Source organism: Bacillus sp. UNC322MFChir4.1, from assembly GCF_000746135.1.
GTDB lineage: Bacteria > Bacillota > Bacilli > Bacillales > Bacillaceae_G > Bacillus_A.
In genome coordinates, this window is the sequence record NZ_KN050813.1 from 82,417 (window position 1) to 98,870 (window position 16,454).

The following is a 16,454-nucleotide window of genomic DNA, read 5'->3' on the forward strand; positions in this document are numbered from 1 at the left end:
CTTACATTACTGCTTTTAGAAGCTCTTGTACGAATGGAAGGATTCCACCTAAGAATTTTAAAACTGCCATTGCGATTGCCATTTGACTTCCTCCTCTTTTTTGTTGTTAAGATGTTGTTCATCTTTATACTCTTATTATAGTAAGCGCTTACATTTTTATCAATACATTTTAATATGCAATAATACATATTAAAATGTATTTAAATTCTCTTCCTTGTTTATTTGGTCATAGAGAGGTATTATCAGTATTTTTTTTAAACACGCTAAGGGCCAATACTAGTATTGTTATAACTAGAGGAACAATGGTGAACTTGTATGGATAAAAAACAAATCTACGTTTTGGATAAATATAAATCAGCTGCTACACTCAAAATGCTTAACAATTAAGTCTCTTCGCCCGAAAAAAGCCGATTTTCCCCAAGTTAAGGAAGAATCAGCTTTCATTCACAATCACACTTAAAACCATAAAGGTAAAAATAAAAACAATACTATTTCAAAACTTCCAATACCGTATGCTTCAAAATTTCTACGCCATCTAATATACAAGATCGGTCAAACGTCATGTGGGGATGGTGTAATCCCGGCTTTAAATTCGCACCTAATCCTAGCATAACTGCCTTTAAATGAGGCTTTTTCACCGTATAATAATGAAAATCATCACTTCCCGCTGTGCGAAGCGGTGCGGTGCAGCCCTCTACTCCATATGTCTGCAAAATTCCCTTACGAAGAAACTGTTCCGCTTCTTCTGATACTACTGCTCCAGGTACATAATCGACCCAATCGTAAGAAATCTTTATACCCATTGATTCGGCTGATTGAATTACTTGTTCTATCTTTTTCTTTAGATCTTCCAACAATCCATTATTTTCTGCCCTTACATCCAAGGCAAAATGGGCATTCCCAGGAATGATATTTAAACTCTCACCGCCTGCTTGGCATCGCGTCATTTTAACGGAATAAGAATATTGCGGCGAAAACCATATATTTTTTAATCCTATATTAATCATCGTAATGACATCAATTGCGTTCGTACCTTGATGTGGCCGTGCGCCGTGAGCGTCCGTTCCAGCAATATGAGCTTCTAAAAAGTCAGCTGCTCCGTGCCGAATTGATGGGGCTGCCTGCTTCAATGATAATTCCTCTATTGGTCGTAAGTGAATGCCAAATAAGAAATCAACGTCATCTACAACGCCTTTCTCCACCATTTTCAGAGCTCCGCTTCCCTTTTCTTCTGCAGGCTGGAAAATAAAGCGAACTGTTCCTGTCTGCCAATTTGCCTGTTTTAACTGTAAAATGAGCCCCATCACAACCGTCATATGCGCATCATGACCGCATGAATGATTTGCTTTAAACTCTCCATCTACTTCTTGCCATAACGCGTCCATATCACCTCGAACCGCGACAATCGGTTTCCCGCTTCCCATTTCTGCAATTACACCAGGACAATCATCAAACGTTTTATAGGAAATGCCTTCTCCCTCTAAGAATTTCGCAATGTAGGCAGTCGTATTATACTCTTTCCAGCTCACTTCAGGATTCTCATGTAAATGTTGAAAAATTCCGCTTAACCGATCCTGCAAATCTACTTTTTTCACTGTTGTGCTCTCCCTTCTCACATCGCAGCCACTCTCTTAAGATGTATAAAATGCTAAAAGGCCTTATTATTCATAACAATCATGTTTCCCAAAAACATATTCAATATTCTTGTAAATGTCAAGAGGGAAACACTGATAATTCGTAATTGTCCATATATTTATTTTAAAATATAATTATGAGAAGACACCGAAAAAGAAAATTACATCAGCTACCCTAAATTCATAAAAACATTGTAAACAGAAAGGGGTCTTTTCAATGAAAATAACAGCCATTCATATTTACGCCATTCGTTTACCACTTCAAAATCCGTTTATTGTCAGCTATGGCACCTATCCAGATATGCCTTCTATTATTGTCAAACTCGAAACAGATGAAGGCATTGTCGGTTACGGAGAAGGAGTCGCTGACGAGCATGTTACAGGTGAAACGTGGGAAAGCACCTTTCATATTGTAAAACACACATTAGCTCCTACTTTATTGGGTAAGAATCCAATGAATATCGAGAAAATACATGACACCATGAACCAAACTATTTACGGTGTACCTACTGCCAAAGCTGCACTTGATATCGCTTGCTTTGACATAATGGGTAAAAAACTTGGACAACCTGTCTATCAACTCATTAGCGGTCGCTATCATGAAGAATTCCCCATTACGCATGTATTAAGCATTGATACGCCGGAACATATGGCAGAAGAAGCAAATTCTATGCTGAACAAAGGATACCGCTCTTTTAAAATGAAAGTCGGCACAGATGTGAAAGAAGATGTGGAAAGAATTGAAGCTGTACGTGAACGAGTCGGAAATGATATCGCCATTCGCATCGACGTAAACCAAGGCTGGAAAAACAGTGCTACAACGCTAACTGCATTACGTTCTCTGAAACATTTAGACATCGACTGGATTGAACAGCCTGTTATCGCTGACGATATTGACGCGATGGCTTACATTCGCTCAAAAACAGATCTTTCGCTTATGATCGACGAAGGATTAAAAGGACCACGGGAAATGCGCCAAATTATTCAAAAACAAGCAGCTGATAAAGTAAACATTAAACTAATGAAATGCGGCGGCATCTACCCAGCTGTCAAACTAGCCCATCAAGCAGAACTAGCTGAAATAGAGTGTCAAATTGGTTCTATGGTCGAATCCTCTGTTGCCTCTTCCGCAGGATTCCATGTCGCTTTTTCTAAAAAGATCATTACAAGCGTCGAACTAACAGGACCATTAAAATTCACAAAAGACATTGGAAATCTATCTTACGACGTACCGTTTATTCGCCTAGCAGAAAAACCTGGACTAGGTGTTGATATTGATGAAGAGGTACTCAATGAATTAACTGTTTTTCAAGACGTCATCCACTAAAGGAGACCCAGCATGAACATTCTTTATGAAGGAACATTGAAACAAATCGGGCAACCATTCAAAGTTACATCATTATCTTCAGAGCACACCGAGCAACTCTTATCCGTACAAGATGATGTCATTGAAGCACTAGAAAACAAAGAAAACTTACAGCCTCTTACATTAGAAGAGTTTCAAAATATATTAAGCGGAAATGGACTCATGATCGGTGCATTCGTAGATGAACGACTCATTGCCTTCCGTGCGCTCTTAGTTCCGCCCATTGATGAAGAACATTTAGGATTGGATATTGGCCTAACAGGTGAGGAATTAGAACGTGTCATCTATCAAGAGGTATCAAATGTTCATCCGCTTTACCAGGGAAACGGACTGCAAAAAATATTAGCGAAAGTGATTATGGAGCAATTAAAGCAAGCTGATCACAACTATGAGTATGTTTGCTGCACCGTTGCACCGTTTAATATTCCTAGTTTAAAAGATAAGTTTACGCAAGGGATGGAGATTGCTGCGCTGAAGGAAAAGTATAGCGATCGATTGCGGTATGTATTCGTGAAAGAGTTGCAGGGTGAAGGGCAAAAGAAATGGGTGAATGTAGAAAGGCTTCTTATGAGGGATATTGCTAGGCAGAAACGGTTGCTGGCGGAAGAGTATCGTGGGTATGAGATGGAGTTTTGTGATGCGGAGTATTGGGTTTGGTTTGGGAAGTACAATAACAATAGCCCATTTTCTAATAGTATTTTTAATAAAAAGGTGAATTTGAATTTGTAACAAAGTGGTTAAAAGTGAAAACAACTCACTCCAATATTAGCAAAGAAAAACTTTTTGATTTTGAAGAATTTAAACCAAACCTTACTCGTGATGGGGCATGTATCTCCAATGTTAGATTTATTTAACGGAGAGATTATTACCTATATAATCGGCTCAAGACTAACTCATTTGCTTGTATCGAAGAAGTCGTTATTGAGCCGATTAGAGGATAAACTACCTCTTCATTAAATTCAGGGCTAGCATTATCAGATAAAGAAATATAGTCATGATCTAAAAACTGCTTGTAGTGCATACGTAATATAAGAAATCATAATGATAGTTTGTCTTCCTTCCTAGGATTGAATTATGTCTATTATCAAACGTAAGAAAGCAAGCTTTTTTATGCACATTGTTTGTATAAAGGATACGTTTTGCGGCACGCTCTGACGAGTAAAAAATTTAATATCCTATTTTTCGAGAATGCTAGGACCTTTTTTTAAAATACTTACAAAACCAATAATAGAAACGATACTAAAAATGATAAGAGCAGATGTCATGTTAACATGTAACTCTTTCCCCTTTATTATTCGGTAAATAGTCCCAAACAATATATTGAATCCAGTCATAATCGCTCCAATAATTACACTCGCTAGACATCCAATTACATAAAACTTAATCTTATGTAGCATACTACTCTCTTTTGCTGAAAAATATTCAATACTACTTTTAATTAGTGTATAGAAACATTTACATTAATAACATCACGCTATTTTTACTAAATTATAACATCCTAGTGAATATATCCTAAACTCTAACGTGGAACATATACGGATTATTATATCCCTTCAACTTTACGAGAGCCTTCTTTTACAGTTAACACTTCTTTCCCCTGAGCATGACCATTCCACGAAAAATTCGTCCACATTCTTAACAATGTTTCTACTGGCCCTCTATTAAATCTTCTCAAGTAATAATGACTAGCAACTGCTTGAGTAGCATAAATAGCAATTGCTAAAATAACGCTCAAAATCATACCCATCTTACCAAATTGCCCCAGACCATATCCATAAAAAATAGATGTACAAATAACTGTTTGCATTAAATAGTTCGTCAGCGACAGTTTTCCGATATTTTCAAAGGCTCCTCGAAGCATCCGTTTAGGTAATTTTGTATAAAAATAGGCAAACAGAAAAATATACCCAAGTGACAACAAATTCTTTCCGAGCATATCACCTACACCTATCCAATCATTTTCAGGCGCAAGATAAGGCATCAGTTTTAAAACAAGACCGATTGGGAGAAATATAAAAATCCCTTTCCTATACAACGATCGCTCCTTTATCGGATTCGCGAACCAATTTACCTTTGCCGCATACATCCCGAATAAAAACAATGGTGCAGACATAAATGGTAAAAACAATAAAGCAAATAAGTAAAACACATCCGGCAAATCTAACGGATCTTCATTGAGTCGATGGTCTTTAATTTCTGCATAACTTCCACTTCCATAAACTTTCTTCGTTTTTTCAATATAATGGGACATCTTTTCTTTTTCCTTGGCCGTCTCTTCCATATGTCCATATCCCATAAGTGAAGTAAGCACTAATAAAATAATTCCCCAAACTATCAATGTTTTTTTCTTGCGATTTAAAAATAACAATAGGAAAAAACCCATCAATCCGTAAAAGGAAAGAATGTCTCCTTCCCATAAAAAATGAGCGTGTAACAATCCAAGAGCAAAAAGAAAGAAAAAGCGTCTTACAAAATATCGTTTTACTTTTACCCCTTTTCGTTCAAGACTCTCCTTCATTTTGATCATTGAATAACCAAATAAAAATGTAAAAACAGGCATGAAACTACCTTCTATTAGAACCTTTACAGCTTTATAAGCTCCTAAATCTGTCGCAGATAATGAATAAAAATTAATTTCATCCTTACCAAATATTCCGTACTGAAAAATCAACATATTAGCCAACAGTATACCTAATAAACTAAATCCCCTTATACCATCAACTGTAGAAACTCGATATTTATCCATTTTTTATCCCCTTACATGTTTTTGCTACTTTTAATTTACAATTTTAACCTTTCCATTAGCGAAACAAGAGATTACCATTTCATAAACCTTTTTTACTTCCGTTCAAGTTCTCGTAATGTTCGTATGCTAATATAGTTACCGAGGTGGATAAGAATGGAAAACAAAAGTATTTTGCTTGTAGACGACGAAAAAGCTATTGTAAAAATGATTGAAATGGTGTTAAGAAAAGAAGGATTCAACCATATTTATACTGCACATACAGCTACAGATGCTTTAGCAATTCTAGAAAAAAATTCAATTGATATGATTGTGCTAGATGTTATGCTTCCTGATTATAGTGGATTTGAATTATGCCCCAAAATCCGTGCAATTTCAAATGCCTATATTTTATTTTTAACAGCTAAAGTATCGGATCTTGACGTCTTAACTGGATTTGCGATTGGTGGAGATGATTACGTCACAAAGCCATTTAACCCACTCGAGATTGCAGCGAGAATTAAAGCACATTTTCGTAGAACTTCATCCGTAGAAACTTCACGAATCCTTAACAAGAAGAAGCAATATAACTTCGGAAGGTTTTTAATAGATGAAGACAAAGGAGAATTATTTGTGAACGGTCAGCCAGTTTCTTGCCCGACCCAAGTATATTTACTTTTATTGTATTTGTGCAAACACCCAAACAAAGTATTCTCAAAATCCGAACTTCTAGAAGCCGTTTGGGGATTTACCCATTACGTAGATGATAATACCGTATCTGTCCATGTAAGACGAATTCGAGAACGAATTGAAGAAGATCCAAGTCAACCGCAATTTTTATTAACGGTCCGTGGCCTCGGATACAAGCTGGTTCAGGAGAAATAATATGAAACCATTACGAAGAAGGTTAATTTTTCACTTCTCTCTTCAATTTATTACCTTATCAATTGGGATGATTTTATTAGTTTTTGCTCTGTTTTTTTTATTGATTCAACAAATTAGTAGCCAAGAATTAAGACGGAACTTTCAAGCCGGGATACTAGATTGTATTACGACCGATACGATAATCGAAAATGGCGAGGCAAAGATTGATAAGAAATGGGAAAAATTGCTTCGTGAAAGACAAATGTGGGCACAAATTGTCAATGATCAAGGACATGTGATTACATCGAGTAATGCACCTTCCTCCCTGCCTAAACACTATTCTGTAGGCGACATTTTAGAAATAAAAGAAACGAAACATTTTAGTGAATTTACCGTTTTAACTAAAGTTGATAATACATATAAAAAAGACCATATTTTTATGGTTGGATATAAAGATAAACAACAGGATATTTTGAAAGAGTTTGCTAAAACCTACAACTTAAATAGTCAGATTTCTGAAACAAATAAAGCTGAACTTGAAGAACAGCTCGAAAAAATAAACGGCACACTTCATATTATTAACAAACAAGGGGATATTATCGAGAATATCGGAAAGCCAATGAATCTAAAAAAATACGATCCTTTAGATATTGTTTCAAGAGAAACAGCACCCGGCATTCATTCAACAAAGATGTCTGTTTATAAGGATCCTTCTTCCGATAAGATTTGGATTTTACATACACCAAAAAAGAAAGATAAAAATCAAACACTGTCTATCATGGAAGAATATCTTATAGGTTTTGGTATCGTAGGTGCCATCGTGTTGTTAATAACGATTACCCTTTCTTCTTGGAACGGTTTCCGTTATGGCAGGCCGCTATTTCTTTTTACAAGTTGGTTGGAAAGAATGGAACAAGGCAGTTATGATGAAGTGTTAACCGAAAAAGAAAGAAAAAAAATCTACCGAAAAAACGGAAAAGTAAGAATGCGCTACCGCTTATATAAAGAGGTCATCAATGCTTTCTACAAAATGGCAGAAAAATTAGATGTATCGGTAAAAGAACGAGCAAAGCTAGAAAAAACACGGGAAGAATGGATGACCGGTATCTCTCATGACCTTCGTACTCCTCTGTCTTCCATCCAAGGATATGGACATTTATTAGAAAGTGGTCATTATGATTGGTCAGCAGAAGAACTGGAGGAAATAGGAAAAACGATTCGTGAAAAAGGAGATTACATGCTTCACCTAATTGAGGATTTTTCACTCACCTTCCAGCTTAAAAATAATAATCTCCTTCTTTCTAAAGAAACATATCAATTGAATGATCTCCTTGAAACAATTATTAATAAATTTTCCGATGATCGAACATTGCAAGACTATTGTTTTCACTTTAAGCCTATTCATAAACAAGTAGAAATTGAAGCAGATAGAAAATGGTTTGAGCGAATGATGGATAACTTAATCTTTAATGCCATTAAACATAATCCTAGCGGAACAACTATCACCATTGGAGTCTCTGAATCTCCAAAAGGACTACAAATCTGTATTGAAGATAACGGCGTCGGCATGGATGAAGAAACGATGGGACAGTTATTTGAACGCTATTACCGCGGAACAAACACCGATGAACAAATAGAAGGAGTCGGCCTTGGTATGAGTATCGCTAAGCAAATTGCTACTCTCCATGGAGCGACCTTAGAAGTACATTCTGAAATTGGAAAGGGAACAAAAGTATATATAACGGCTTATGGCACGAGCATATTATAAAGTTTTTTATTATCAAATGAAGTGTTCACCAAAATCAAAAGTGCCCTCTTCGTAAGGGGCACCTTTGATTTACTTATTAACCTCTAACAAACCCCTCTGTTCCAGATTTTTCCTTCTTGTCCTTTGGCTCAACCTTATAACGATCTCCACCTACAAATAAGGAAACAAGCAATCCAATAATACCAGCTACTATCGCCAATATAAAACCGCGGTGCAACGCTGTTTCTAATGCCGTCCTCATGAATTCTACTAGCTGAGGAGGAATCTGTGTGTGATTTTGCATCAAGATTTCTGGTTTTGCTAATTTTTCAATTTGATCAGCCGGCATTCTAGAAGACACTGCAAAATCCACCATCTTTTCTTTTAAATCATTGTTCACAATGGTTGCTGTAATTGCAGCTCCCATCACACCACCAATACTTCTCCAAAATCCCACAACCGATGACGCAATCCCCATATATTTCATATCGACGGATTGAGCGACGGCATTTTGCGCAACACTCATAAGTGGCCCAAGAACAATCAGCCCCATTGTGATCATGACAAGTGTTACTGTTAATTTTGATGTATCATGTGTGATGGTACTAAGCATGTAAGCCTCAAATATTCCAAATGCCATGGAAATGACCATAATGGTACGGAAAGGAACTTTCGTACAAAGGAAACCACCTAAAATCGCACCAATCATAATCGGAAACATCATTGGCGTTAACACACTATTTGAATTTTCATTCCCAATAATAGCTACTGAGAGAATGGGAAGATACGTAATCGCAGAGAACATGATTGCTCCCTGACAAAATACAATAATACTTGTGCCAAGCACCATTTTATTTTTAAAAATGGAAAGAGGTAAAATCGGTTCACTGGCCTTTCTTTCCACTAATATAAACAACACAATCGATATAGCAGCTGCACTAAACATTCCAATGATTTGAACGGAGTCCCAGGCATAATCCTTCCCGCCCCATTCTAAACCGAGAAGAAGCAACACAGTTGAAGCAATTAATAAAATCGTTCCAAGATAATCCACTTTTGGTTTATGTTCTGACTTAGATTCTTTTAAAGAAAACAATAAAGTAATAACCGATAAAATGCCAAAAGGTACATTTACATAAAAGCACCATCTCCACCCTAACCAAGAGGCTTCGGAAATCCAAGTGCCGATCTGCGGTCCAAGAACTGAGGATATACCAAATATCCCCGCAAACACACCAGACATTTTCGCAGCTTGCTTAGGATCTGTAGAAATTGAATAAATGATTGTGAATGAAATCGGAAAAATAGCCCCTGAACCTATCCCCTGAATAACACGATACGCGATCAACTGGTCTATATTTTGAGCAGTTCCGCATAATGCCGAGCCAATTAGAAATAAACTGATCCCGAGTAAATAAAACAGTTTTCTTCCAAATAAATCGCTCATTTTCCCAAACACAAGCATCGTACTTGTTGCCGCAAGCATATAAGCCGTAAAAACCCAGCTCATTTTATCGAACCCGCCAATATCCTTAATAACTTGACTAATGCTCGCTGAAACAATGGTGTTATCCAGAGATGACATAAAAAGTCCTAATGCCATGGCTAATATTACAAAGGGCATTCTTTTGTTCTTTTCCATTATGCTCTCCCTTCATTCCCCATTTTTTCAATCCTATCCACTCAAATAGAATAACATTTTCACATTGAATAACAACAAAATTTGGAAGTGTTTTTCTGACAAAAATCTACTTCGTTTGTAGTGGCATGCAGGTACTTACTATAAGTATGTTTTGAAATTTACTTTATGTTGGTGAATTGTCTTTGGAGTTATTTTAAGTGGAATGGGTTTATATTTCTGTAGATATGAAGAGAAGCCCACTTCTTGGAAGAAAGTAGGCTTAGTACTAATGTTGCTACGCACTCCACATGTGCAGAGTGTATGTGGCAACACATGAGGTATTTGTGAGTTCAGTTATAAGAAAAAAAGCAATTATAAACGAAAACTGTAGTGCAACAGCAATCTCTCCAACAATGTCACTACTAAACCGTCATTTTCCAGCTTGATAATGCTAACCAGTCTTCCATTTCCTTATAATCAGGCATTATCTTCCCAACAAGGCGCCAAAAGGATCGATCATGATTTAGATGGACCATATGGCACATTTCGTGAACGACTACATAGTCGATTACCCTCGGCGGTGCCATTGCCAGCTTCCAATTAAATGTTAACTGCAAATTTGAATCACAAGTTCCCCACGTACGACTACTGTCTGTAATACGAATGGACCTTGGTTTTGTTTTAAAGTTACTTTGATGCGCTTTAATACTCTTCTCCACTAACGTCTTACACTGCTTATAGTAAAACCGCTTTAAAGCTTGTTGAATTTTCTCATTCTTAAGCTCTTTCACATAGATGTGTAGCTTATTTCCTTCAAACACTGCATTGTCTTGCTCAATAGTTGCATCTTGAGAAACCTGTATCGGATACGTGTTTCCTAAATACAGAAAGCCCTCTCCTTGGTCATAAGCCTTTTCCTGTGGACCACGCGCTCTCTCCTGCATTTCCTTACGTGTTTTCTGAATCCAATCCCATTTCTCCTCTAACAACTGGATTATATATTCAGCAGGTGTACCTTTCGGAGCTTGCACTTCCACATTCCCGTAAGAATCTACATAAAGACGTACAGATTTTTTCTTCTTATAATTTATATGAAAATTAATTGTCTCACCTAAATATGTATGTATCATTTCATCACCTAAAGTATTCGTTCATGTTATTTTTACAAATAAAAAAGAGTAGGCTACAAACGTCCTACTCTATCTATTATATCATTTACTGTTTCAACATAAATGTCACAACGCTTATTCCTTATCCTCTATACTTTACAGCTAATCCCTTTACGAAATTCCTTGCGTATCTATCGCCGCACTCTTTGTAATTCTTATGACCTTTCTTTCTTAATAGAGCGCCTAACTCTCCTTTTGTCACCTTAACTCCTACGCTGTCTAATATATCAAGCACATCTTCACTCGTTAATGAAAGTGCTATTTTCATTTTCTTTAGAAGAAGGTTATTGGCACTCTCATTACTCTGTAAAGGCATCGCTTGTCCAGCCGGTTGCCCTGGTTTCGGATCTTGCTTTCCTCTTTTTAAAGTAATAAATCCATTTAAAAATGACTCTAACATCATCATATCGCATGTTAATACGTAATCATCTTCGACTACATCAGCATTTTCAGCTTCATGTTGGGGACTTTTCTTTACTTTTGTAAGCATATCAACTACTTCTTCTTTCGTTACTTCAATACCACCAAGTTTAAATATCTCTACCATATCTATGTCTTTTATATCCATAGCATATCTTACTCTTTTTAATATATCATTATTGCTCATTGCCATTGTTAGTCCTCCTAAAGTGTTGATTATTTATTCAGCAGTCACAGTGTATCCTCTAACATGCTTTAAATTATTATGTTAAGTATAACTTTTAAGCTACTATCCGCTAAATTAATACTTTAACATTTTAAAGATAGGTTTTATAGTCTTACCCGAACTTTTCTCCATCATTGTATCTATAGATCTCTTACGTGTTTGTTGTCTGCTTATAAAAAGATTCCCCTCATAACATTAACTAAAAGAAAAAACAGTGCTTTGATTTCTCAAATACACTGTTCTTTTCCAGCTCTACGCTTATTTTAAACTCAGCCAAGCCAAACACTCCACATGTACTGAGTGTATGCGGCAACACAAGGGTGCTGGTAAGTTGATTACATTCTTAAGACCTTTTCTTTCAGAAAACAGACTTTATCAAAACAAAAGTTGCCGTCTGCAAAGGAACTCGAAACTAAACAAAATAAATACACGTAAGTTGATGTAATCCATTTCCCTCTAACTTTTGGGAGTTACATCATTTCACTGTCCCCTGCCTCATCAACACTCTTTTCAAATTTATCAAGCAATGCACGCACTTCATCTGTTGATTTCGTGCTCATTAATCGATTTCTTAATTCAGCAGCTCCATGGAATCCTTTTACATAAATTTTGAAAAAGCGATGAAGCCCTGTGATTGAACGTGGCAGTACTTCCGCATATTGATCTTGAAGATCAAGCTGAAGTCTTAAAAGATCAAGATGTTCTTTACTGCTATGCTCTTTTGGTTCTTTTTCAAAAGCAAAAGGATTTTTAAAAATACCTCGTCCGATCATAACGCCATCAATACCATATTGCTGGGCAAGCTGCAGCCCAATCTGACGGTTAGGAATGTCTCCATTGATTGTTAGCAGCGTATTTGGTGCGATACGGTCACGTAATTTTTTGATTTCCGGAATTAGCTCCCAATGCGCATCTACTTCGCTCATTTCCTTTCTTGTACGTAAATGAATAGAAAGGTTCGCAATATCCTGTTTGAAAATATGCGTTAACCACTCCTCCCACTCATTTAGCTCCTTAAAGCCAAGTCGTGTTTTCACGCTGACAGGCAGTCCGCCCGCTTTTGCTGCTTGAATAAGTTCTGCCGCAACGTCTGGACGCAGAATAAGGCCACTACCTTTCCCTCTCGATGCCACATTCGGGACAGGGCAACCCATATTAATATCGATGCCTTTAAATCCTAGCTCTGCCATGCCAATACTCATTTGACGGAAATATTCGGGATTATCCCCCCAAATATGTGCCACCATTGGCTGTTCATCTTCTGTAAAAATCAAACGGCCACGCACACTTTTCATACCCTCTGGATGACAATAGCTATCCGAGTTTGTAAACTCTGTGAAAAATACATCCGGTCGACCGGCTTCACTTACTACGTGACGAAAAACAACATCTGTCACATCTTCCATTGGTGCAAGTACAAAAAATGGTCGTGGTAAATCACGCCAAAAATTATCTATCATTTCTAACTCAAATCCTCTCACTATGGATACAACTTCAAACTCTCGGTCAAAAAATATAAAGCCAAGTGTTCCACTTCTTTTACACTTATATCATGCTTAATAAATTATTATCAAATACAAGTACATTTGGGCATTTATAATTTGTTAAAATCGACAATATTTATTTTAACTAAAATCGATCCTGAATGGTATTTTTAGAAACAAAAAAGCAGATGGTATAGATTTTTCTATATCAACTGCTTTTCTATTATATCAACTCCAACCAAGCCACACACTCCACATGCGTAGTATGCGGGAACATATCCACAGGCTGAACCTCCTGCGTCTTATATCCACCTTCCTCAAGCACCTTCAAATCACGAGCAAGTGTCGCTGGATTACATGATACATACACAACACGCTTTGGCTTCATGTCGATGATTGTGTTTAGTAGTGCTTCATCGCACCCTTTACGAGGCGGGTCGACGACGATTGTGTCGGCGATGATGCCTTGTTTGTACCAGTTTGGGATGACTACTTCTGCTTCACCTACGCCAAATTCGACGTTTGTCATGTTGTTTAGTTCTGCGTTTCGGTTTGCGTCTTCGATTGCTTCTGGGACGATTTCAACGCCGTATACTTTTTTCGCCTTTTGCGCTAGGAATAACGAGATTGATCCGATTCCGCAGTATGCGTCGATGACCGTTTCATTTCCATCTAGTTTTGCGTACTCTAGTGCTTTATCGTAAAGTACTTTCGTTTGTTCTGGGTTTACTTGATAGAAAGAACGTGCTGAAATCGCAAATTTAATATCTCCGATAAAATCATAAATATATTCTGATCCGTATAGGACTGCTGTTTTGTCACCGAAAATGACGTTTGTGCGTTTGTTGTTTACGTTTTGAACGATCGATTTTACGCTTGGGAACTTCGCTGTGATGTCTTCGATGATTGCCTGTTTGTTTGGAAGTTCTGCCGTACGCGTGATAAAGACAAGCATAATTTCTCCTGTAACTTGTCCGTAGCGAGCCATAACGTGACGAAGTGTGCCTTTATGGCGTTCTTCGTTATACGCTGTTATGCCGTGCTTTTCACAAATGCGTTTTACTTCTTGAATTAATGTATCGTTTTCTTCTGCTTGGATTAAGCATGTTTCCATATTAATGATGTCATGCGTTCCTTGGCGGTAAAAGCCAGCGACAAGTCCGCCTTCACGTTCGCCAATTGGTACTTGTGCTTTGTTTCGATATACCCATGGATTTTCCATGCCAAGGACAGGGTGAACGGGTACATCGTGTAGTCCACCGATGCGCTCTATTACGTCACGTACTTGTTTTTCTTTTGCTTGTAGTTGTCCTTCGTATGTTAGATGCTGCAGCTGGCAACCGCCGCACTGATTGTATACTGGACATTCCGCATCTTTACGATATGGGCTTTCTTTATGAAGCTTCATTAAACGACCAAAAGCAAAGTTCTTTTTCACTTTAATAATTTTAATTTGCGCTTCTTCACCTGGTAATCCGTTTTTGACGAAAATAGGATAGCCTTCTACTTTCGCAACACCGGCACCGTCATGTGTTAAATCTTCAAACACTACATCTATAAACTCGTTTTTTTCAACTGGTGGCGTCATTTTATTACTCATTTTCCGACCTCTCTTTTTTCATAACACTGCGTTACATTTTACCATATTCGCTCGCTCTTTAGCCATTGGAAGAAAAATTCTATTGACGACAATTCTTTATTAATGTTACGCTACTACTTAATTGCATACGGATGATGTTACCTCATATATACTTGATGATATGGATCGAGAGTCTCTACCTGGCAACCGGAAATTGCTGGACTATGGGGAAAACTAATGAATATTAGCTTTTTTTTCGTATATAAAGACTCATATTGATTAGCTTTCTCGCATAGAAGGAAGCCGATCTGTATGGGTCTTTTTTTATTTCTATTTTAAAGGTCAGACATCATACGTATGATTTGAAACCTTTGAGGTTTACTCTTCTATTTAATTAAACATCTGAAAGGAGAAAATTTTGTGCACTATGTAATGAGTATTATCGGCATTCTTGCCGTATTAGGAATTTGTTTTGCTTTCTCTACCAACAGAGCAAAAGTAAATTTCCGCGCTATTATTATTATGCTTGTTTTCCAAATCTTAATTGGTTGGTTTGTATTCGGAACAAAGGTTGGTCAGCAAATCATCGTTTTTATCGGTCAAGTCTTCAATAAATTAATTAAACTTGGTACGACAGGTGTAGACTTTTTATTTAACGGCATTCATAAAGATTTTGTCTTTTTCTTTAATGTATTATTAATTATCGTCTTTTTCTCTGCACTACTTTCTATTTTTAGTTATCTTGGCATTTTACCTTTTATCGTTCGCGTTGCTGGCGGTGCGATTTCAAAAATTACAGGTCTGCCGCGTGTGGAATCGTTCCACGCTGTAAACTCGGTCTTCTTTGGATCAAGTGAAGCATTACTTGTTATTAAAAATGACCTGCAGCATTTTAATGCAAACCGTATGTTTATCATTTGCTGTTCGGCAATGAGCTCTGTATCAGCTTCTGTCACAGCATCTTATGTGATGATGTTAGATACAAAATACGTATTAGTAGCCTTGCCGCTAAACTTATTCTCTAGTCTTATCGTTTGTTCATTATTAACACCAGTTGATACAGCACAAGAGGATGAAAAGCTCCAAAAGTTCGATAAAAATATGTTTGGTAACAGCTTAATTGATGCAATGATTAACGGTGCATTAGACGGTTTAAAAGTAGCTGGAATTGTTGCGGCATTAATGATTGCTTTTATCGGTGTAATGGAAGTTGTAAACTTCGTAATTTCTTCTGCTTCAGGTGCAATTGGTTATAAATTTACACTACAACAAATTTTCGGTTACATTCTTTCACCATTTGCTTTCTTAATGGGAATTCCAGCACATGATGTTATTTCTGCTGGTGGTATTATGGGAACGAAGATTGCATTAAACGAATTCGTTGCAATTTTAGATTTAAAGAAAATCATGACAACATTATCTCCGCGCACAGTTGGGATTGTTACGGTATTCTTAATTAGCTTCGCAAGCATTAGCCAAATCGGCGCAATCGTTGGTACAATTCGTGCTCTATCTGAAAAACAAGGGCGCATTGTATCACATTTTGGTTGGAAACTCCTTTGCGCTTCAACATTAGCTTCTATTTTATCTGCGACAATCGCAGGATTATTTATTTAACTAGC

General features: G+C 37.0%; 13 protein-coding genes and 1 riboswitch. Of the genes, 5 read left to right on the forward strand and 8 right to left on the reverse strand.

What is annotated here, in order from left to right:
* Positions 1–488 precede the first annotated feature (488 nt).
* Complete coding sequence (locus BR72_RS23425; RefSeq protein ID WP_035437719.1) at positions 489–1,595, reverse strand: M20 peptidase aminoacylase family protein; 1,107 nt, start codon at positions 1,593–1,595, stop codon at positions 489–491.
* 256 nt (positions 1,596–1,851) lie between these two features.
* Between BR72_RS23425 and BR72_RS23430 the strand changes: the two genes are divergently transcribed.
* Positions 1,852–2,961 carry a mandelate racemase/muconate lactonizing enzyme family protein gene (locus BR72_RS23430; protein ID WP_035437720.1) on the forward strand — a complete coding sequence of 370 codons (1,110 nt, stop codon included), beginning with the start codon at positions 1,852–1,854 and terminating at the stop codon, positions 2,959–2,961.
* Positions 2,962–2,973: 12 nt separating this feature from the next.
* Positions 2,974–3,729 (forward strand): N-acetyltransferase, encoded by a 756-nt coding sequence (locus BR72_RS23435; protein WP_231559760.1) that lies wholly within the window; start codon positions 2,974–2,976, stop codon positions 3,727–3,729.
* 446 nt (positions 3,730–4,175) lie between these two features.
* On the opposite strand, the gene BR72_RS23440 is transcribed toward BR72_RS23435, so the two are convergent.
* Together BR72_RS23440 and BR72_RS23445 are read right to left on the reverse strand one after the other, a co-directional pair.
* Positions 4,176–4,397, reverse strand: a complete 222-nt coding sequence (locus BR72_RS23440) for a hypothetical protein (RefSeq protein ID WP_035437722.1) — start codon at positions 4,395–4,397, stop codon at positions 4,176–4,178.
* A 146-nt stretch (positions 4,398–4,543) separates the two neighbouring features.
* Positions 4,544–5,746, reverse strand: a complete 1,203-nt coding sequence (locus tag BR72_RS23445) for a DUF418 domain-containing protein (protein ID WP_035437724.1) — start codon at positions 5,744–5,746, stop codon at positions 4,544–4,546.
* Between the two features lie 153 nt (positions 5,747–5,899).
* Here BR72_RS23445 and BR72_RS23450 point away from each other — a divergent pair, with 153 nt between their 5' ends.
* Positions 5,900–6,607 carry a response regulator transcription factor gene (locus tag BR72_RS23450; protein WP_035437726.1) on the forward strand — a complete coding sequence of 236 codons (708 nt, stop codon included), beginning with the start codon at positions 5,900–5,902 and terminating at the stop codon, positions 6,605–6,607.
* 1 nt (position 6,608) lies between these two features.
* The gene (locus tag BR72_RS23455) at positions 6,609–8,354 is read left to right on the forward strand and encodes a sensor histidine kinase (protein ID WP_035437728.1); all 1,746 of its coding nucleotides are present in this window, start codon (positions 6,609–6,611) and stop codon (positions 8,352–8,354) included.
* A gap of 76 nt (positions 8,355–8,430) precedes the next feature.
* On the opposite strand, the gene BR72_RS23460 is transcribed toward BR72_RS23455, so the two are convergent.
* From BR72_RS23460 to rlmD, 5 genes are all read right to left on the reverse strand, one after another.
* Positions 8,431–9,975: a DHA2 family efflux MFS transporter permease subunit gene (locus BR72_RS23460; RefSeq protein ID WP_035437729.1), complete on the reverse strand. Its 1,545-nt coding sequence runs from the start codon at positions 9,973–9,975 to the stop codon at positions 8,431–8,433.
* A 401-nt stretch (positions 9,976–10,376) separates the two neighbouring features.
* A complete protein-coding gene (locus BR72_RS23465; RefSeq protein WP_035437730.1) occupies positions 10,377–11,084 on the reverse strand; it encodes a M48 family metallopeptidase in 708 nt (235 codons plus the stop codon).
* A 121-nt stretch (positions 11,085–11,205) separates the two neighbouring features.
* A complete protein-coding gene (locus tag BR72_RS23470; RefSeq protein WP_035437731.1) occupies positions 11,206–11,736 on the reverse strand; it encodes a YehS family protein in 531 nt (176 codons plus the stop codon).
* Between the two features lie 503 nt (positions 11,737–12,239).
* Entirely contained in the window at positions 12,240–13,229 is a 990-nt protein-coding gene (locus tag BR72_RS23475; RefSeq protein WP_035437733.1) for a tRNA dihydrouridine synthase, read from the reverse strand.
* A 247-nt stretch (positions 13,230–13,476) separates the two neighbouring features.
* A complete protein-coding gene (gene rlmD / locus BR72_RS23480; protein ID WP_035437735.1) occupies positions 13,477–14,853 on the reverse strand; it encodes a 23S rRNA (uracil(1939)-C(5))-methyltransferase RlmD in 1,377 nt (458 codons plus the stop codon).
* 122 nt (positions 14,854–14,975) lie between these two features.
* A riboswitch (purine riboswitch) is annotated at positions 14,976–15,077 on the forward strand.
* A gap of 175 nt (positions 15,078–15,252) precedes the next feature.
* On the opposite strand from rlmD, the gene BR72_RS23485 reads away from it, so the two are divergent.
* Positions 15,253–16,449, forward strand: coding sequence for a NupC/NupG family nucleoside CNT transporter (locus tag BR72_RS23485; protein ID WP_035437737.1), 1,197 nt, complete (start codon positions 15,253–15,255; stop codon positions 16,447–16,449).
* Positions 16,450–16,454: the final 5 nt, after the last annotated feature.